The organism is Pantoea rwandensis, from assembly GCF_002095475.1.
Lineage (GTDB): Bacteria > Pseudomonadota > Gammaproteobacteria > Enterobacterales > Enterobacteriaceae > Pantoea > Pantoea rwandensis.
In genome coordinates this window covers 93,211-112,577 of record NZ_MLFR01000002.1, presented here as the reverse complement: position 1 = coordinate 112,577, position 19,367 = coordinate 93,211, and the positions used below count along the sequence as shown (strand labels likewise).

At 50.1% G+C, this 19,367-nt stretch carries 19 protein-coding genes and 1 pseudogene; 12 read left to right on the top strand and 8 right to left on the bottom strand.

Translation table 11 applies throughout. The annotated features are described in order from the left end of the window. Positions 1 to 102 precede the first annotated feature (102 nt). A complete protein-coding gene (locus tag HA51_RS04280) occupies positions 103 to 1,218 on the bottom strand; it encodes a metallophosphoesterase (RefSeq protein ID WP_084932314.1) in 1,116 nt (371 codons plus the stop codon). A gap of 258 nt (positions 1,219 to 1,476) precedes the next feature. On the opposite strand from HA51_RS04280, the gene HA51_RS04275 reads away from it, so the two are divergent. After that, complete coding sequence (locus tag HA51_RS04275; RefSeq protein WP_084932311.1) at positions 1,477 to 2,511, top strand: LacI family DNA-binding transcriptional regulator; 1,035 nt, start codon at positions 1,477 to 1,479, stop codon at positions 2,509 to 2,511. A gap of 48 nt (positions 2,512 to 2,559) precedes the next feature. Here the strand turns inward: HA51_RS04275 and HA51_RS04270 are convergent, their stop codons facing one another. The 5 genes from HA51_RS04270 to HA51_RS04250 all read right to left on the bottom strand — a co-directional run bounded on the left by HA51_RS04270 (position 2,560) and on the right by HA51_RS04250 (position 9,701). After that, positions 2,560 to 3,651 (bottom strand): oxidoreductase, encoded by a 1,092-nt coding sequence (locus tag HA51_RS04270; RefSeq protein ID WP_084932309.1) that lies wholly within the window; start codon positions 3,649 to 3,651, stop codon positions 2,560 to 2,562. A gap of 199 nt (positions 3,652 to 3,850) precedes the next feature. Then, complete coding sequence (locus tag HA51_RS04265) at positions 3,851 to 5,281, bottom strand: sugar porter family MFS transporter (RefSeq protein ID WP_084932306.1); 1,431 nt, start codon at positions 5,279 to 5,281, stop codon at positions 3,851 to 3,853. 14 nt (positions 5,282 to 5,295) lie between these two features. Beyond that, positions 5,296 to 6,210, bottom strand: a complete 915-nt coding sequence (gene iolE / locus HA51_RS04260) for a myo-inosose-2 dehydratase (protein WP_084932304.1) — start codon at positions 6,208 to 6,210, stop codon at positions 5,296 to 5,298. 109 nt (positions 6,211 to 6,319) lie between these two features. Next, on the bottom strand, positions 6,320 to 7,144 hold the full coding sequence (locus HA51_RS04255; RefSeq protein ID WP_084932301.1) for a sugar phosphate isomerase/epimerase family protein: 825 nt from the start codon (positions 7,142 to 7,144) through the stop codon (positions 6,320 to 6,322). A gap of 127 nt (positions 7,145 to 7,271) precedes the next feature. Next, positions 7,272 to 9,701 (bottom strand): membrane-bound PQQ-dependent dehydrogenase, glucose/quinate/shikimate family, encoded by a 2,430-nt coding sequence (locus HA51_RS04250; RefSeq protein WP_084932299.1) that lies wholly within the window; start codon positions 9,699 to 9,701, stop codon positions 7,272 to 7,274. A gap of 711 nt (positions 9,702 to 10,412) precedes the next feature. Between HA51_RS04250 and HA51_RS04245 the strand changes: the two genes are divergently transcribed. From HA51_RS04245 to HA51_RS04215, 9 genes are all read left to right on the top strand, one after another. Next, entirely contained in the window at positions 10,413 to 11,441 is a 1,029-nt protein-coding gene (locus tag HA51_RS04245; protein ID WP_084932297.1) for a tyrosine-type recombinase/integrase, read from the top strand. 179 nt (positions 11,442 to 11,620) lie between these two features. Continuing rightward, positions 11,621 to 12,775, top strand: a complete 1,155-nt coding sequence (locus tag HA51_RS04240) for a Fic family protein (RefSeq protein ID WP_245840153.1) — start codon at positions 11,621 to 11,623, stop codon at positions 12,773 to 12,775. Then, complete coding sequence (locus HA51_RS27435) at positions 12,741 to 13,154, top strand: hypothetical protein (RefSeq protein WP_245840152.1); 414 nt, start codon at positions 12,741 to 12,743, stop codon at positions 13,152 to 13,154. The genes HA51_RS04240 and HA51_RS27435 overlap by 35 nt, the downstream gene beginning before the upstream one ends. 7 nt (positions 13,155 to 13,161) lie before the next feature. Continuing rightward, positions 13,162 to 13,374 carry a hypothetical protein gene (locus HA51_RS04235; protein ID WP_084932294.1) on the top strand — a complete coding sequence of 71 codons (213 nt, stop codon included), beginning with the start codon at positions 13,162 to 13,164 and terminating at the stop codon, positions 13,372 to 13,374. 429 nt (positions 13,375 to 13,803) lie between these two features. Next, the gene (locus tag HA51_RS04230) at positions 13,804 to 14,202 is read left to right on the top strand and encodes an H-NS family histone-like protein (RefSeq protein ID WP_084932292.1); all 399 of its coding nucleotides are present in this window, start codon (positions 13,804 to 13,806) and stop codon (positions 14,200 to 14,202) included. Between the two features lie 210 nt (positions 14,203 to 14,412). Continuing rightward, complete coding sequence (locus tag HA51_RS04225) at positions 14,413 to 15,027, top strand: TraX family protein (protein WP_084932290.1); 615 nt, start codon at positions 14,413 to 14,415, stop codon at positions 15,025 to 15,027. Next, positions 15,009 to 15,197, top strand: coding sequence for a TraX family protein (locus HA51_RS27765; protein WP_139810634.1), 189 nt, complete (start codon positions 15,009 to 15,011; stop codon positions 15,195 to 15,197). The genes HA51_RS04225 and HA51_RS27765 overlap by 19 nt, the downstream gene beginning before the upstream one ends. Before the next feature lie 225 nt (positions 15,198 to 15,422). Continuing rightward, complete coding sequence (locus HA51_RS04220; protein ID WP_084932287.1) at positions 15,423 to 16,352, top strand: hypothetical protein; 930 nt, start codon at positions 15,423 to 15,425, stop codon at positions 16,350 to 16,352. A 260-nt stretch (positions 16,353 to 16,612) separates the two neighbouring features. Next, a complete protein-coding gene (locus HA51_RS04215) occupies positions 16,613 to 17,842 on the top strand; it encodes a helix-turn-helix domain-containing protein (RefSeq protein WP_084932285.1) in 1,230 nt (409 codons plus the stop codon). 45 nt (positions 17,843 to 17,887) lie between these two features. Here the strand turns inward: HA51_RS04215 and HA51_RS04210 are convergent, their stop codons facing one another. Both HA51_RS04210 and HA51_RS27095 read right to left on the bottom strand, forming a co-directional pair. Next, a complete protein-coding gene (locus HA51_RS04210; RefSeq protein WP_084932282.1) occupies positions 17,888 to 18,142 on the bottom strand; it encodes a hypothetical protein in 255 nt (84 codons plus the stop codon). Beyond that, the gene (locus HA51_RS27095; protein ID WP_158087356.1) at positions 18,143 to 18,289 is read right to left on the bottom strand and encodes a hypothetical protein; all 147 of its coding nucleotides are present in this window, start codon (positions 18,287 to 18,289) and stop codon (positions 18,143 to 18,145) included. 403 nt (positions 18,290 to 18,692) lie between these two features. On the opposite strand from HA51_RS27095, the gene HA51_RS27090 reads away from it, so the two are divergent. Both HA51_RS27090 and HA51_RS04205 read left to right on the top strand, forming a co-directional pair. Further along, on the top strand, positions 18,693 to 18,839 hold the full coding sequence (locus tag HA51_RS27090) for a hypothetical protein (RefSeq protein WP_158087355.1): 147 nt from the start codon (positions 18,693 to 18,695) through the stop codon (positions 18,837 to 18,839). A 12-nt stretch (positions 18,840 to 18,851) separates the two neighbouring features. Then, a pseudogene (locus tag HA51_RS04205) lies at positions 18,852 to 19,190 on the top strand (lytic transglycosylase domain-containing protein); the annotation flags it as partial. Positions 19,191 to 19,367: the final 177 nt, after the last annotated feature.

Sequence of the window (19,367 nt, the reverse complement as noted above, 5' to 3'; positions counted from 1 at the left end):
CTCTTCTCATTTTTGACCTCTGAATGTTTTTGCATGGCAAGGCATCACGATTTGCGTGCCGCCTGCGGAGGTTCGATGGGGCCTCCAACAGAGGCTTGTGCTTTACTCTTTGCGCTGCAGCGTAATCCGTGTGAGTTCTGAGGGACGTCCCAATCTTATCGCCATGCCTGGCCAGAGAGCGGTCCCGTTATTCACATAAAGCTGCATGCCATCCACCTCATAAAGCCCCGAAACAAAACCCGCATTCGGTTTGGCAAACAGCATATCAAAACCAATAATCAACCCGCCGTGCGTATGACCGGATAATTGCAAATCGACGTTATGCGTCGCGTTATTACGGGCATTTTTGGGTTGATGATCGAGCAGCACCACTGGGGCATTCGCGGGGCTTCCTTGCAGCGCTTTCTCAAGATCGGGACCGGTAGCCTCTCGGCGGGACGCGGAGGTATCGGGCAAGCCTGCAATGACTAATTCTGCCTCACCACGTTTGATGGTCCTGTGGCTGTTGAGCAGAGGTTGCAGCCCCAATGTCGCGAGATGCTCGGTCCATCGCTGCTGTTCAAAGAAATATTCGTGATTGCCGGTGATAGCAAATACGCCATCTGGCGCATGCAAACCTCTCAGTGGTTCCACGTCGTTTATACGATTTTCCACCGTTCCATCAATGACATCGCCCGTCACCAATATAATATCAACGTCCAGCGTCATCGCCTTTTTCACCATGTCGGCGGTCCATGCGGCGTTGAAGAGTTTGGTGATGTGCAGATCCGTCAGCTGCAGAAGCTGGTAGCCCTCAAACTCGCGAGGAAGATTCTCGATTCTGATGGTCACTTCTTTCACAGGCGGTACGCGTATAGCCTGATGGACACCTATCGCCGCCATTACCATGGCAAAGAGTGCCGCCGCATAACGAACACCGGGGGTAATCGTCAACGGATGCCGTATAAGAAGTGAAAATACAGCCACGGCATCGATGAGTAATTGCGTAAACGCAAGGAGCAAAACCGTGCCGAATGCCCAGTTGAACAGGATGGTAATGGCACGCGGCATCTCAGGAGAAAAGATTCCGCCCGGCGTAAAGCGGCTAATCAACAGGTACTGTGAAGCCAGTAACACCACCAGAGACAAGATGATTTTGAATACAAGTGGCATGGCCAATGGGAAAACAAATCGTGCGATAACATACCAACTTGGTATGCTGAAAATCAGATGAAACATCACTTTCTTCCCTGTTATCAACGCTGAAGCAGCGTAAAAATTAAACTTTGCGTCAGTAAATGATGACTATAGCAAAAGTCTGTTAGAGGCCGTTTTGAGGCGACTCGATAGTAGCCAATCCGCCCTATTATGATGTGGACATGTCTCATTAAATTAACAAAATGAGACATCAATAGAGGTCTTGGTGTGTCAGATTGATTGCTTGAGGCTTAAACGTTACCATCAAATAAATAGACAAGTGACTGCAGGCTATTGTTAATGAACCGCAAACCCACAATGAAAGAGCTTGTTGATGCAACTCAGCTCAGCAGAGCGACCATCGATCGCGTTTTGAATAATCGTCCTGGCGTAAATCCCAAAACTATTGAGACGGTTCAACGCGCATACTCATCACTGCTGGTCGAGGCTGCTGGCTTAGTTCAGACCCCCTCGGTTCAATCAGGCAGTAAATTTTCTGTCGTTGTACAGGCTGGAGATGAGTACAACGCATCGCTGAAAGCGGCGGCTAAAAGAATTGAAGCGCATATTGGACTGAAAGGTATAGCGCTTGATATTTGCTGCTGCTCAGATGTAAATGATGATGAAGTCATCAGGCTGCTAAATATCCAGGCTGAGCATGCTGATGGCGTTGCAATTGTGGCTAAAAATACCCCAGCCATTAACGCTGCTGTGCATAAATTGAAATTGCGTGGCAAACATATCATTGCGTTAGTGAGCGATCTGGATCCCGATGTCAGAGATGCTTATGTCGGTATAAATAACCGCGCTGCAGGGCAGGCTGCTGGGTTTATTCTTGGCAGGCATTTGCAATACTGCACCGATGCCAGTGTTGCTGTCATCGTGGGAACCTTGTCTTACAGTTGCCACGACGACAGGGAAATGGGTTTCAGGGCTCAAATTCGTAAAACATTTCCAGCCGTGAGTGTTTCTGAGGTTATTTCGGGTAATGATAATACGCAGCAAACCTATGATGCTGCCATTCAGCTACTCAATACTGATAAAAATATTCGTGCAATTTACAACGTTGCTGGGGGGAATGCGGGTCTCGCCGCAGCACTGGATGAGTTTAAAACTGAAGTCAGACCTATTTTAGTGACGCATGAGGTGAATGACGTAACCGAGAAGCTGATACTTGATGAGAAGATTGACTACATAATCTCTCAAGATATGTCTCAATTACTAACGGAAACAGTTGAGAAACTCCTGAAAATTAAGGAAGGAAGCCATTATGGCACGCACACTTTTCTTCCTATTGAAATCATTACCCGATTTACGCTGCCAACGGTGATGTAAAGCTAAAGGTATTCTGCCTGTGTAAAACAGCCAGAATACCCATTCAGGTTACAGACCTGTTTTTGAATGTAAGACCCACTCTTCTTTTTCGGCAGAGGTTAAAGGCAATGCAACGGTCGACCCTTCTTTCGCAGAAGCATATGCCGCGTCAATAACGGCCATGACTGCAATAGCTTGCAAAGGTGTAACCGGGTTCTGCCGTAGTCCCCGCAGCGTGTCACGGATGGCAAAATAATACTGACGCTGGTCACCTTTGGGCGTCGGCTGGGGTGATGGGATTAGATTGGCGTCAAACAGGACAACATCATCTGAATCAATGCCCCACTCCGGCGTTCCTGGTTTGATACCGGATATCAACTGATCTTCCTGCTTGTCGGCCTCTTTTTTGGAGGCGGAGCCTTCCGTGCCGTGCACGGTGAAACGTGAGACGCCACCGGCTGAGAGCATCGTGCAATTTAATATGACTTTATGCTTTGCATAATTTAAAACCACATGCGCCCAGTCATCAATTTCAGCGTTATCACGCAGGTTAGCAATGTTTGCCTGAATGGATTCCGGTAAACCAAATAGCTGCAATGCCTGGTCCGCGATATGGGGGCCGATATCAAACCACAGACCACTGCCTGGTAAATTCTTATCGCGCCAGCGATCTATCACCAGAGGCTGGAATTTATCAATATGAGACTCAAAATGAACAATGCGCCCAAGTTTGCCACTTTCAATAGCGGCTTTAATGCCGAGGTAATCACTGTCCCAGCGACGATTATGAAAAACGGAAAGTACAACCTGATTTTCTTCCGCAACCTGTTGCAGGTGACGAGCCTGGTCAAGGGTTAGCGTGAAAGGCTTATCGACGACAACATTTTTACCGGCTTTTAAGGCAATTTCTGCCAGAGGGGCATGGGTTTCATTGGGTGTTGCCAACACCACTAAATCAATATCGCTATCCTTTATCGCTTCTTCAGCTGAACTCACCACGGTCACGTCCGGGAAATCAGCTTTCACTTTATTGACCTGGCTTGAAACAACGGTTTTAAGGTGTAAGCCTTCAGTGGCACTGAGTAAAGGACCATGAAAATATTGGCCGACATATCCATAGCCAATAAGGGCGACATTGATCGTTAACGCTTTATTGTTCATAGAGGTTCCTGATGGATTTTTGGTGTGAACTTTAATAAATGTGAAAATACAGCGGAGTCAGCATCCCGATTTGGACCGAATTGACAAACCATCTGCCAGAAGAATAAATCTCCTCTCTTGGCAGATGATATGAGTAATACCGAATAATGAGACTGGCCTTCTTTCTGTCAGGGAAATCCGCTGGCGAATTTCCTTGGGATCAGACTTTCTCCGTCTGCACAGAGAGCGTATTTTTCAGCATCTTCGCTTCTGCTACCTTTTCGATATCTTCCAGCGCGACGCCGCGGGTTTCCGGCACATAGCGCGACAGGAACCAGTAACAGAACGCGTTAAACACCACGAAGATCCACATGGAGAACGCACCATGGAACTGTTCCTGCAACCAGGCATTGTCATTGACGAGCGGGAATACCAGCGTGATCAGGAAGTTGGTGACCCACATCAGGCCCACGGCCAACCCCATGCTGGATTCACGGATTCTGTCCGGGAAAATTTCAGAGATCATCACCCAGGCACCTGCGCCCCATCCCATACCGAAGAACAACGTAAAGATCAGGATGCCGCTAATGGCGATATAGCCGACATCATTGGTATACAGACCCCAGGAGGCGATCAGCAGCCCAATAATGGCACCCACGGTGCCAATCTTCATGATCGGCAGGCGGCCATAATGGTCAAACAGGTGCATGCCGATAAACGCGCCAACACCATTGAGCAAGGCTACAAAGATGGTTTCGAAGAAGATAATGTCTTTATTACTGGTGGTGCCTTCCAGCATCATCGGCGTGTAGTAGTTGATGACGTTGATGCCGGTAAATTGCTGCAGAACCGCAATGGCCACCCCAACCACCAGGATATAGCGCAGTACCGGATTTTCCGGCATCACGCCCTTACGTGCCGTGGTTGATTTTTTGGCAGCAGAAGATGGCAGTTGGAACAATTGACGCGCCTCTTCCTGATTAAATTCCGGATAGATACGCGAGAGCACTTTGATCGCCTGCTCGCCTCGGTTATGCCGGATGCACCAGTGCGGTGACTCAGGAACCAGAATGATCAAGACCAGCATCGCCACCGATGGCACCAGCTGTACCGCCATCATGGTCCGCCAGCCGGTTTCAACCATCCATGCCTGCGGCATGCCACGTGCAATCAAGTAGTTGACGGTAAATACCGCCAACACACCGGCCACGATTGAGAGATCGTAGGTGCCTGTAGCTTTACCACGCATTTTTGCCGGCGAAATTTCAGAGATATACATCGGTGTAACCGTCGCCGCCAGTCCCACGGCGATGCCGCATATCAGGCGTGCGCCGGTAAACAGCGTAAACGAATCGGCTACGGCGGAGAGATAAGACGTGATGACGAAAAGGATGGCACTGAGCAGCATCACCAGTTTACGGCCGGTTTTATCCGCCATTTTCCCGGCGGCCAGCGCACCGATGACGCCGCCAAAGATGATGCTGGACACTGCCCAGCCGGTTTCCATTGAGTTCAGCCCGAAGCTTTTCTTAATCGATTCCAGCGTAGCGGCAATCACCCCTTCGGAGTAGCCAAACATAAATCCGCCCGCGGCGGCAGCCAGGCAGAGCATATACACGTAGCGGGCATTAAACCTGTGTTGATAAGACATAGTATTGCTCTCCGTTATGCCCGGGCAGGCAGGATAGTGCTGAGCCAGTCACGCGCTCTGGCAACAGTGATGTCGGGGCGCTCAAGCGAAGGATCTTGCTCGGCTTCCACCACGACCCAGCCTTGGTAACCAGAGCTGTTGATAAACTCGAACAGCGGCTGAAAATCGATCGCGCCGTCACCAGGGATGGTAAACATGCCGGTCCGAACCGCCTCGTTGAAAGAGAGGTCTTCACTGCGTACGGTGTCCAAGATCGGCGTACGCACATCTTTCAGATGGATGTGCTTAATCCGTGGGCCAAACTCATTGATTAGGTCGACATAACTAAACCCGCCTGTCAGTGCATGCCCGGTATCCAGCAGCAGGCCAACTTCATCACCGGTTGCTGCCATTAGCTGGCGAACTTCATCCAGCGTTTCCACCACCATCATCAGGTGATGGTGGTACGCCATTGCCAGACCGTAGCGTTGCGCCAACTCTTTGGCGAATTCGGTCAGCCGTGCGCCATAAGCCGCCATCTGCTCCGGGTTCAAGCGGCGGCGGCGAGACATGGGCACATCCAACGCGTTTTCCGCCATTGCGGCACACTCGCCATACACCATCACCTGCGCACCGGTTTTTTGCAGCAGCGTGGCAAACTCATGCACCGCGGTCAGCTCCTCATCCACGCTGCGCTCAGCCAGAAAACCGCTGTGCCAACCGGATGCGAGGGAGAGTTGATAACCGGATAACAGCGTATTCAGTTCATCAGGATTGCGGGGAAATAAGCGGCTCATCTCGACGCCCTCATAGCCCGCTGCCAATGCACCCGTCAGGCATATATCTGCCGTGGCATCTTTGCCGAACTCTTCAATCACTTCATTGGCCCATGAGAGCGGACTGATGGCCACTCTCACTGATAAGCGCGGAGCTTTGATCGTTTTATTCATATTATTCTCTCAGTCACTCATTGATATAGGGAGGTAATAAAGGCGATAACAATCCGAAGTGATTAATTAATAATGATTGTTATCACCCAACGCCTGATGTTTTTTTAAATTAAAAAGCGTATTGCTTAATAGAGGCTAACAGTTCCTTGGTTAATAGCGCTGGATCACGTTCCCATAAGCGTGGGCTGATTAATTCAATCGACCAGGCTCCGTTATATCCGGTAGATTTAACGGCTTCTGACCAGGCGCGCAGATCGACTTCACCTTCCCCCGGTACGCAGTCGCGTAATACCGTTTCATCCCAGGATTCCTCAGGGCTGTGAGGCAAGCGGCCGTCGCCGAAGTGCACACCAAAAATCATTGCTTTATCCATCGTCGCGACATCCTCTGGCGTGGCGCCAGAGGCATAGAAGTGCCAGAAATCTACCACCACACCGACATTCTTCTTACCAATGCGGCGGATCACTTCCCGCGCCTGGCTTAGCGTGCGGAATTTGGTAAAAGCAGGCAGTTCAATCATATAGCGAATACCGTGCGGCTCACCGATGGCGGCAATCGCGGCAATGTTTTCGCTCATGATGTCCATGATCTTTTCATCAGAAAAGTGGTCAATGCCGTTACGCGGCAATACCATGACAGTATCCGTGCCCAGCTCAACGGCTTCACGGGTGATCTTTTCCGCTTCAGCCAGCAGCTGCTGTTTCTCACTTCCCTGATACCGTTCAATTCTGTCCAGCGCGCTAAGAAAAGAAATGGAGAGTCCGGCATCAGCAATAATCTTTTTTATTTCCTGCGTCGTTCCGCCATTTTCTAAATAACGCACCAGTTTAGGATAAAAAATTTCTAATGCATCGTAACCCGCCTCTTTAGCGAGGCGTACATCCGTTATTAAATTACCGTGACTGGTCGAAATACCGTGTAAAGAGGTCAGCATTATATTCACCATAGTATGCGGATAATAAGATCGTCATTCCGGCAACAGATTTTATTTATCGTGCTGCCCGGCATGCGCTCTGCCTATGCAGAGCGCCGTTTAACAGACTAATTAAGGTAAAAGTGAATCAGGGTAAGGCGTAGGCAATAACATAATCGCCGCGATTTTTGTTGGTGCCGGTACGGGTCGCACCTCCATCTACCACCACGATGTACTGCTTACCATCCTTACCGATATAGCTCATGGGTGTGCCCTGGCCGCCGACCGGCAGACGGGTGCGCCACACTTCTTTGCCGGTATCGTTATCGAATGCGCGCAGGTAATAGTCCAACGTACCGTGGAAGAAGCTCAGTCCCCCCGCCGTAACCAGTGGACCACCGAGGTTCGGCATGCCCAGCGGAATATACAGGTTCGGTACAATGCCCTCTTTCGGTAAGAAGTTATTGTGGATTGGCGCATCCTGGATTCCACCCAGCGGCACCTGCCATTTCACCTTGTTACTCGCCAGGTCGATGGCGGTCAGTGAACCGAACGGTGGTTTAAAGCACGGCGTACCCAGTGGTGACAGGAACATACCGCGCTCCACGCCCCATGGCGTACCCTTCTGCTCTGAATATTCGCCTTCGGTTGATGGCTTCAGGCCGCCTTTTGCTGCTTCCTCACGAGACAGGAAACGTCCCACCATCGCCATGCGAATGTCGTTGACGAAGAGTGTACCGGTGGCCGGGTTGATCGCCATGCTGCCCCAGTTTTGGCCGCCGTAATAACCTGGCCAGATCAGCGTGTCCTGCTTATCCGAAAGCGGCGTCCACTCACCTTCGTAGCGCAATTTCTTAAACTGGACGCGGCAGTAGAGCTGATCGAAGATTGTTGCTCCCCACATGTCAGACTCCTTCAGCTTATCAACGCCCACGGAGAGCGCGGAATAAGGCTGGGTTTCAGAAACCTGCATGCCTGGCATCACATCGGTTGGCACTTTACGCTGCTCTACCGGGTAGACCGGCTTGCCGGTACGGCGATCCAGCACGAAGATCTGGCTACGTTTCGTGCCCTGGATGATTACCGGAATGGTTGTGCCATCCTTTTGTGGCATGTCGTACAGAATCGGCTGTGTTGAAACATCGTAGTCAAACTGGTCGATGTTGGCGGTACGGAAGTGCCAACGCTCTTTACCGGTTTTCAGATCAACGGCCACGATGGCATCGGTATACTCGTTCGAGTACGGATGGCGATCGCCGGTCCAAAAGTCAGGTGTCTGGTTGCCCGTCGGGAAATAGGCCAGACCCAGTTTAGGATCGTAAGCGGCTGTGCCCCAGAAGTTAGGCGTTTCCAGCGGGTAGGTCTCACCGGCTGGCAGCGGGCTGCTGTCGCTGGCACCGCGTTTCGCATCCCAGGCCCACAGGATCTTACCAGTGACCACATCATATCCACGGACCACACCGCCTGGTTCGCCCACGGTGAGGTTATCGTTCAGACGTCCACCCACCATAATCACGCCATCGGCCACCAGTGGCGCAGAGGTCACGTTATAGCTACCCTGCTGGCCGCCTTTGGCGTCGGCCGGCATATTCACTGTCAGATCGACGTAACCGCCGTTACCAAAGTCTTCACACAGTTTGCCGGTTTCGGCATCCAGCGCCAGGATGCGGGCATCAATGGTGGTTTCAATGATGCGTTTACGACAGGTGGCCGCAGAGGAAACTGCCGCCGTGGCAACCCCGCCCGTGGTTTGGTTATCAGTCGGCAACTGGTCGAGATCGGCATAACCCACCCCACGGCAGCGCTTCCAGCCTTTGTCGCTTTCAAAGACGGTTGGGTGTGGATCGAAACGCCACTTCTCCTTGCCCGTGGTGGCGTCAACCGCAATCACTTTATTCAGCGGAGTACACAGATACACCGTGTCAGCTACTTTTAACGGCGTAACCTGATATTCAGCACCATCAATCGCCATGTCGCCGGTACGATAGGTCCAGGCGACTTTCAGGTCCTTCACATTGCTTTTGTTGATCTGGTCAAACTGGACATATTTTTCGCCGAGGGTATTACGGCCCCAGGCTGACCAGTCGTTGCCCCCCTCGTGACCAGCCTGAGGATTAATCACCTGCGCAGCTTCGCCCGATGCGGTGACTTCCGCATGTGGAACAAAAATGCCGCTAATCAGTGCGACCAGTGCAACAAAGAAGGCCCCTGCCGTGGCAAATGCCGACTTCTTAGGTGCCGGCAGACCATTTTTACGGGTCAACCACGGCACACATACAGATGCCAGCATGGCGATACCGAGGAACACCGTGACGCGCGGCAGGAACTGCCAGAAGTCATCGCCAATTTCCCAGCAGGCCCAAATTACACTGTACAGCGCCAGTACCAGCGCTACCGGCCAGGCGAAGAAACGCCTGCGCAGTAGGCCGTAGCCAGTGATACACAACAAGATCCCTGCGAATAAATAGAACCAAGCTCCCCCTAATACTGCGAGATACGCACCGCCTGCGGCCAGTGCTGCCCCCGCGAGAGTCACCAGTGCGCCAATAACGCCTAGTAGCCAAACAGATTTTCTCATTTCGTCTTCTTCCACTTACTTGCCATTGTTATATATGAGGTGTTGCCTGATGTGTCATTTGTCTAACATTGAAACTAGACGAATCATTATAGAGACAAAATAGATCAATTGAGACAACCAAGACAATGGAAGAAGATCAAAACTGAGACATAAATCGAATTTTTGTTTCAATTAAACCTGATAATGAATCATGTCATCTATAAAAGCTCAGCGTGAGTGCTGTCAGCCACATCATGGCATGTCATTCATTTGGGATTGAATTAAGAATGAGGCATAAAGACTCAATCGGTGAATATCACCTTCCAGCCTGAATCAGCCACATTACGTACTTCGCCTGACGTCACAACAGGTCGTTGTATTAAGCGAAAAGGCTACATCGGTCCGCTTAGGTGTAAGCTCACCCAGGTACTGAATTTCTGAAGGGCCTGAATCCTAGTTTCACTGCACCGGTTTTTTGAACCTACTCAACTCTGTCTTAAGAGGAGTCATCGATCGACGCTGTTGATCCTAACTTCATATAATTGACCTTATATGAAGTTAGGATCCGGATAACGATCCTGGTATCATAAGGATCTTGAGGCCCATACGATGGCCCTACCCACACAAAAGACTTAGGCAGCGCTACGTAAATTCTGCAGGGTAATGCCCCTGATTCTCCCTCAGATTTAACGTAGCGACGCCTGACCGATTTTTGTCTAAAAAGCGGATAATATGGCTGATATAACACCGATTGCCGGACTGACAGCAACTGACGGCCACGACATAGCTGAACGCTTGCGTGAATTCGTGCAGGATCGCGAGGCATTCTCTGACAACACGTGGAACCAGTTGCTAAGTGTGATGCGTATTGGCAGTCGCTGGGCTGATGAGCACGGTCGGAGCTTCCTGCCAATGTCACCTGCCGATCTGCGTGACTATCTACTGTGGTTACAAGCGTCCGGGCGCGCTTCTTCCACTGTCAGCACGCATGCTGCGCTGATCTCAATGTTACACCGTAACGCCGGACTGGTTCCGCCTAACAGTTCTCCGCAGGTTTTTCGCGCGGTAAAGAAGATTAACCGCACCGCAGTGATCAGTGGCGAACGTGCAGGCCAGGCTGTCCCGTTCCGGATTGGTGACTTGCTGACCCTTGACCAGCGATGGTCAGATAGCGAACGCCTGCAGAAAATCCGTGATCTGGCCTTCTTGCATGTGGCTTATGCTACCCTGCTGCGTGTCAGCGAGTTGGGGCGCCTGCGTGTGCGTGACATATCGCGAGCGGCTGATGGCAGGATCGTGCTGGATGTTGCCTGGACCAAAACCATTGTGATGACCGGCGGACTGATTAAGGGGCTGGGCGACCTGTCATCCCAGCGGCTGACCGAATGGTTGACTCTCTCGGGGCTTAACACGGAACCGGATGCTTTTATTTTTGGTCCCGTTCACCGGACCAACTGTGCCAGATTAGAAACCAGTAAAGCGCTATCCACCCGTGCGTTAGAGGACATTTTCGCCCGGGCCTGGCAGGAAGCCGGCCCCGGCCAAGACGCAAGGAGCAACAAAAATCGCTATCGTGGATGGTCAGGTCACAGCACGCGAGTGGGTGCTGCCATTGATATGGCCACGAAAAAGTACAGTACCGCGCAGATCATGCAGGAAGGAACCTGGAAAAAGGCAGAAACGGTGATGCGTTATATACGGCATGTCGATGCGCATGCTGGAGCCATGGTTGATTTCATGGATCATCACATTAAAGTCTGAGCTGTCCCTTCATGCCTTTGTTCAGCCATTCGCGTCAGCGTTACTGTTTTCACTGAGAAGTGTGGATTTATTACTTTTTTCACTCTTTTATTATCGAAAATTTTGACTGCGCATTAACGTTTTCACGCTGATATGCTTTATTATTACTGTTTTTAAAGGCAGGTTAGAGGATTTATCGGATGCGCGTGGGTTTTAAAGCTCTGGCAGAAAAATACGGTATTGGATTAGTGCAGCCGCTGCGGATCGAATCGCAAATCGGTACCGTCAGAACCAGTCATGAGGTAGATGGACAGGTTGAGAACCGCTACCCGCCAAGTTACCGCCCCGATGACTCCTTCTCCGGCCACTTCGAATTTGGCCTGAAATATGAAGAGATCCATCTGGAATTCTTTTCTCGTTTGTTCGCGGCCACCGGCCCGGTGCCGATTGAAGAGTGGTGCAAGCAATCCCCCTTCGGGCAATACGCACGCCGCACAGGATTCCTGTATGAATGGCTGACAGGCAAGGTACTCGATGTGCCTGATACCAGCAATGGCGGATACATCGAGGCCATCTCAGCCAAGCATTATCTGACGCGCACCGGTGCGGAACGCATCAAGCGCTGGAGAATCAACAATAATCTCCCAGGGACGCCTGACTTTTGCCCGCTGGTTCGCAGGACCCCCTCTGTTCAGGAAGCCCTGCAGTTTAACCTCGATGAAGCGCTGCAAGAGCTGGACCAGGCATTTGGCGCAGATATTCTGATGCGCACGGCCAGTTGGCTGACTTTCAAAGAATCACGCGCAAGCTTTCTGATTGAAAAGGAAGCTGACAAAGCGGATCGCATTCAACGTTTCGCTCACGTCATCGCCCGCTACTGCGGCCGTATTGATGATCCGCTGAGTGACGCGAGTTTGCACATTTTGCAGGAAGGGATTCTGGGTCATGACGCCATTGGGCTGGGCCTTCGCCGCTCCCCCGTTTTTGTCGGCCAGGCAACAATGCGTGAGGATATCGTGCATTATGTTGCCCCACAGTTTGACGACTTACCGAACTTTATGGCGGGGCTGAAAGCGTTTAACGAAGCCACTCGGGGTGCTGAATCGCTGGCGCGCGCAGCGGTCTTGGCTTTTGGTTTTGTCTATATCCATCCAATGCGTGACGGTAATGGTCGCATCCATCGATTCCTGATCAACGATACGTTAATCCGTGATAAGGCGATCCCCGAAGGTCATTCTCCCGGTTTCAGCAACCATTACCAGTTCGCTCGATTTCCGTGCCGGGTACGATCGCACGCTGGATGTTTTCTCTCGTCGGTTTATGCAGCGCTATGCCAGTGCCTATCGGTTCGGTGAGCTGGTGACGTATGAAGATGGCACTCCCAGCAACTTCTATTTCGATGATTATGAAGATGCGTGCTTTGCCTGGCGTTATCCCGATCTAACCGAACATGTACTGTATGTTGCGCGCGTGGTGGAATATACGGTGCGAACGGAAATGGCCGCTGAAGCACGAGTGCTGGTGGTTTTTCAAATTGCTCAGGAACGCCTCAAGGATGTACTGGAAATGCCGGACCAGGACGCCAACCGTATTATTCGCTCCCTGAAAGAGAACGGATGGCAGGTGACGGGCAAGTTACAAAAACAATATCCCGTGTTGAGTGAAGATGGCAGGGCTGAACGGGTCATCAATGCGGTGCGCTCAGCCTTCGAAGAGGATTTTGGCGAGAAGTAAGTGTGCCATGATTGGCTCTGCTGTCGGGCACCAATGCCATACTCGGTACGGCATTGGTGCATCGCGTCTGGTTGGTGATGATATTGCCGCAGGAGTGCTGGCCACACCTTATGGCTTCATTGAGGATGGATCGAATTATTATCTGTTCACGGCAAAACCCTTCCTTAATGGCAGCGTGCAAGATAATTTACTTAAAGAGTTACAAGTGATGGCTGATTGAACGGTCATGGCTGGCTGAATGTTGATTAATGGACCATCGCACAGCAGGCAAATCTACATATAACCTTTATCTTTCGGCTTTTAATTCCGCTGGAGGAGTAATGAATGCTTCCAGGTAGAGGACGCTCGCTGTCATTATTTGTCCGTGTCCCGACATACTTTAAAACAGATCCTCATGATCTACTGCTCGCAGCGGGTCAGTGAATATAAACCATCCAATAGAGGGATATATCACGTTTAAGATTATCAGTATTATCCCAATAACTGTGAAACAACATAAAAATGATGCGTTACTGACTTTATTATTAGATCGCGATGTGCTGTACTGTTCAACATAGATATGCACGCGTACCAAATCGAGCTGCAATCTGAATTCCATTGCTATTTTTTAACTTATTTCGTTCAGCGACAAAATTCTCAGGAGATGTTCATGAGTGATTCACTTAAGGCGTTAAACAATATCCGCACGCTCCGCGCCCAAGCGCGTGAAATCCAGCTTTCCGAACTGGAAGAAATGCTGGAGAAGTTCTCTGTCGTGGTATCTGAGCGCCGTGAAGAGAGCACAGCTAACGAAGCTGCTGTGCGCGAGAAAGAAGAGAAGCTCGCCAAATACCGCGATCTGTTGCTTCAGGACGGCATTGACCCTAATGAACTGTTAGGGGCGCTGAGTTCAGGTGGTAAGCCACGCGCAAAACGTGCACCACGTCCGGCCAAATATAAGTACATTGAAGATGGTCAGGAAAAGCACTGGACGGGTCAGGGGCGTACACCAGCCGTTATTAAAACCGCAATTGACAGCGGCAAATCTCTGGAAGATTTTTTGATTTAAGCTAAATTTCTCGCTTAAATTGAGATGCATAGTTTCAACATTCAGAAAAGTGGGCCTGATGCCCACTTTTTTTCATTTTCTGCTTTTAGCGGCCTTCCCGCAGACGTCGACTACACAATAAGATAACTTCCGGTTTACTCGCACGCATCGCCATTGTAATGTGCGAAATAATTTCTGAAGGGATAAAAATAAACTGGTCGGCGAACACTGATGAATAGTTCTCTTGCTGCGATGAAGGCTATCTCCCCGTTTGCGGTGGTAAAGTCACTGAGCCCACTACAGGCAGACGTGATTAAAACTATTGCGCTCGCGGCAATGCTAGCCGACCACGTTAATATCATCTTGCTGGGCGGCCGCAGTGAATTCTTATATGCCTTTGGTCACGCAGCATTTCCACTTTTCACTCTGCTGTGGGCCATTAACTTACCGTCTGATCTGGCAGGTTTACGCGAGCGCACCCGCCGTCTGTGGGTCTGGGCTTTTGCCACTCAGCCATTATTCTGGCTGGCCTTCATGATGAACGGGCAGTCATGGATGGCTCTCAACATTCTGTTTGCCTACGCAGGCTGCACGCAACTCCTCTACTGGGCTAAACGCTGGGGCATTAACGGTGCTATGGCCGGGATGATTTTGCTGCTGATTGTGGCATGGCCACTTACACCAGCAAGTTACGGTGTCACCGGCATTCTGTTTTGTCTGATGTGCTTAGCCGGCAGATATCATGCAGGCTTGGCTGAAAATGGCGTTTATTTATTCGCGGTATTTATTGCAATGGGGTGGTTAAACATGCCACCGGTGATTAGCGGATGGTGGGCAGATGCCTGACCTTTGATTTCATCCCTACCCTTGCTATCCCTCTGCTCGTCATCTGCGTCGTTTCGGTTTTACCGGCAATCTCAGCAAGAAGAATATGGCCTCGCCGCTTTTTTTATCACGCGTATGCTGCTCACCTGACTCTGCTTGGCGTACTGGCTGTGCTACCTGGTAAGTTTTGAATTACCTGCCTGACGGTACGAATGGTTGCAGTTTCCCTTCAAATGGGAACCCTGCAGAGCACTAAATAGGTATGTGGGTTATGCACCTCCACAATGAGCCTATCGTAGAGATGCGAAGCTAGGCTTTCCCTCAGTTGTCGTTCCAAAATGTAAGCTAAGCTCTGATGTTGATGAACTTCTGGCGAGAAAGAAATCCAGGGGATAAAACTTAAGTTAAGGACAGACATGAAGGCATATTCAAATTCTGATGCAGAAAGGGAGTTGCGTCTTATCTTAGACAAAGCACCTGGTGGTGCTGTGAGCGGAGAATGGATTTCTACCACGGAACAGGCTGGAGTCTCATCGCAATCCGGCGGCTATATGTATGCCGATGGAAGCCACGTTGCAGAGGGTGACAACGTCTTTCAGACGGTCCGGCAGATTGTAGAAAAACTCGAATCATCACGTACACAGCGCTTTAATAAAGTCATTGTTCACTGGGTAAAGTCTAAAATTCCGTTAATGCGGGGGCGCGTGACGGTTGACACAATATTCGATGAGGCCATTGTGCCGCGCGGTCCTGACAGCACAATTTATGAGGCTGCCGCTGTAGCCAGACGCGCGTTCTGGGAGATATATGGGGATGTGCCAGACGGCTTTATCGCTGAACGAGGTGACGCAAATGTCCATAACCAGACAAACTGGTTCGGGCCACATCGACGGGTTCTCAGCATCAGAACCAGCTCCAGACTGACACTGGCCACTGACGGACTTTCAACTCCCTGGGCAGGCATCGCAGAGCCAGAAAACGGCGTAGAATGCGAACTGTTCATTGAATTAGACCCTTCAGCTATGACCAGTAATCAGATTGATGACTGGGCTAACCTTTTAATTGGCTTAGGGGATCTCGTTGCTGATGGCTTCCAGGTCGCTGCCGACGTCGAAAAGCATCGGGCAATCCTGTTTTACAGTTTGACGGATGAGTTCAGTCCAATGACCCGGGTCATTCTTAGCCGTGACAGTCGCCGGATTGAGAATTTGCCCTTCGGTTCAGTTCCGTTAATCCGCGTAACGCCGATCGCAGAGGAAGAAATTGCACATCAGGACCAATCCGATGAGTGGGCTTCGAATGCGGCAAGATATGCTCTCTCGGAACGTGGGAATGATGTTGCATAACTATCCTATGCTACCAAGCGCAGGCTTGGTGGCATAAGGCGCCACAATTACTCTGTTGACCAAGGCGGCATACAGACTCCCCCAGCAGTTATTCTTTGCCCATCAAGACATTTTCCTGTCCGACTGCAGTTAAAGCAGCAGTCTTTAAGGCGCACGAAGCCAGACGGTTGTAGACGCAAGCGAGATCTCGCAGCGTCAGGTACGGCGTGAATCTGGGCTGAGAGGAACTCGGCGTTTTAGATTCGGCTCAGTCTCTGTATTTGGCAGAAGTATATGAGTGTGTTGTAACTAAAAAAATATTACTCACCGCTGGTCTTGGATGCCACTTCAACGCCTGCCAGCTCATCACCTACCCCTTCATTGCGATGCTTCAGAAATATGCCCGTTCATCTTACCTGCAGCTCCTCGCAGAACGCGCCGGCAAACTGATTTATCCCTATTATTCTGACTCGGCCGTGCCTGACGCCTGGATCATGGTGAACAGGGAACTGGTCACCCCGTTACGCCGCCCCACGGTGAACCTCTGGCTCGCGCGTAAATTAACCAGCAGTCTGAATAAATCGTTATTTATTGAACCGGGGGCTGATACAGAAAGGGAAATCGAGGCTGTCGCTCAAATAACAGCGCTGCCTGAGCCTGTATCAGTAAATCCTCCGCCAGCTAAACCGAAGAAAAAAAGAAATGGCCCGGACCCGGATAAAGTCATGGAGCGCGTCATGCTGGGCTGGCGCGTCCGGGATATCTGCGAAGATCAGAAATGTTCAGAAGGTTACGTTTACAAGCTGATTAAAACTCGCAAGGGAACGTCAGCGATGGATTTGCGCTGTAAGCAGTGGGCGTTAATCTCGGCCATGTATCACGCTGAGCCGAAAATAACGCTAGAGGAAATCGAGAAGACCTTTGGCGTGACCCGCGCGGCGGTCTACCATGCAGTGAGAAAAATAGCGGAACGGGACGGAAAGGTAATTACGCCCCGGAAAAGGGAAAGAAAGTTGACGCCCGCGGACAGAGAGACAATAAAGAACAGGTTAAACAGCGGTGCGCTCAGAAAAGATATTCTGGCCGAGTACGGCATTACCGCAGAAACGCTGATTAAGCACATCGGCACGCGTGAGGATTACAGACCCATATCCGATGAACTAAAAGAAAACGTCATACGCCTTCGCGTTCAGGGTAAAACGCTGCAGCAGACGGCGGTTATTCTCGGGGTGACCGTATCCACCGTTAAAGACGCATGGAGTGAGAAAAAGGATTCTCCCGTCATTAGTGAAAAACGGGTTAAGTATGATAACCGCAACGTGCTGTCTAAGCGCGACCGTGATCAGGCCGTCAATGCGGTTCTGATAGACGGACATACCCGAAAGCAGATTTATACGCAGTACGGTATTAATGCGCTGACCCTGCGCCGCTATATCCGTGAAGCACAAAAGAAAGAAGTTGAAGCGCTGAAGGAAAAGGACGCGGACAGCGATAAAAAGGATGACAACTGAGTAATCCAGCCTGATGCAAAAGTGAGAATATCAGGCTGATTTATACTATTTGAAATACTCCTGCAGTTTACCCGCTACCCGTTCGTTGACCGCCTTAACCCATTCCGGGTCGAGCATCATCTCATTTTTAATGACCTTCCCGGGACCAACCGTTTCCTTCTGTATGCCGAAAATGGCGTCAGTTATAAATCCACTAACAAGAACGTTTTTAGCGATAAATTTCAGCTTCTGGTCCAGAGTTTTCTCTGAGGCATCTTTGTTGATTTTATTTTCGTAAACGCGAAGTCCGAGCTTAAACATTTACATGATAAAAGCCGAGCGGTTAGCAGTCTCCCTCGACTCACCATCATCCAGCTTTTTCTCGACGTGCGCATCCACCTTTTCAATCAGCGAAAAGGGAACAGTTAAGTTTACGCGGTTACTTTTAGTCAAAACCTGCTCAGACATATTATTTCCTCCAACTAGCTGAAATTATGAAATCGCGAACCAGGATGATCGGTCGCCAGCATCTCTCGGAATTCTGGAAAAATAGTCATTTTGAACCCGGATGACAAGTTACGGCGAAGTAACGCTGCGGTGCTTTAAAAGTATTTCCGGGACAAAAATAAACTTAACTTTATGATTTTAATAAACACACTTCACAGTTACACCTAAGTGACTTTAAGATTACTTCCCCGTTTCTTTTTCGAAATTAATCATCAGCCTGTTTTTTCGACAAAATAAATGCAACTCACTGAAATTAATCGGATAAATATGCGCAAATAAATTTGCGAGTGGTGTGTAAAAATCACTTTCTTATGATATTATTGAGAGCAACAACCTACCCGACCTTTTCAAAACCGGAGCCGCAATGCGTTTATTTCTGCACGCTGCTGCCCTGCTGGTTACAGGCATTATCTCAACCGGCGTGAAAGCGGACTGTTTTATTAAAGCTGGTGAATGGTATTCCATCGATCCGGATTATCTTCGCGCAATCGCCTGGCAGGAATCCCGCTAAAATCCTTCGGCCGTAAATACCAACATTTCAAAAGATGGAAAACCCGGCAGCAGTGATTACGGCATCATGCAGATTAACACCGTCACGATGCGCGGATTACAGAAGGAATATCCCGGACTCAGAAAAGAAAAGTTGCTCTCCGATCCATGCCTGAATATTTATATCGGGGCAATGCTGCTGCGCCGTAACTTCAATCAGTACGGCACTACGTGGCTGGCGGTGGGCATGTACAACGCAGGAATGAAGAACATTCCGCTGACGATCAAGAATCGCTATAACTACGCAATGCTCATCGACGGGCATTATAAAGGCATTAAGACCGGAAAGATCCCCCGCGTTCCTGTCGGCTGATCCCCGCGATTTCTTTGTCATGAAGACGACGAAAAAGTTAATCATTTCTGCGCGCCTGATAATTAACATATAAACTAACGTTAACGCGCAGAATTGCCCGTGACGGTTCAACACCGGAACAGGGCAACCCGGGAAGCGACATATATTTTCAGAATATGCATTATCCGGACGGATCGT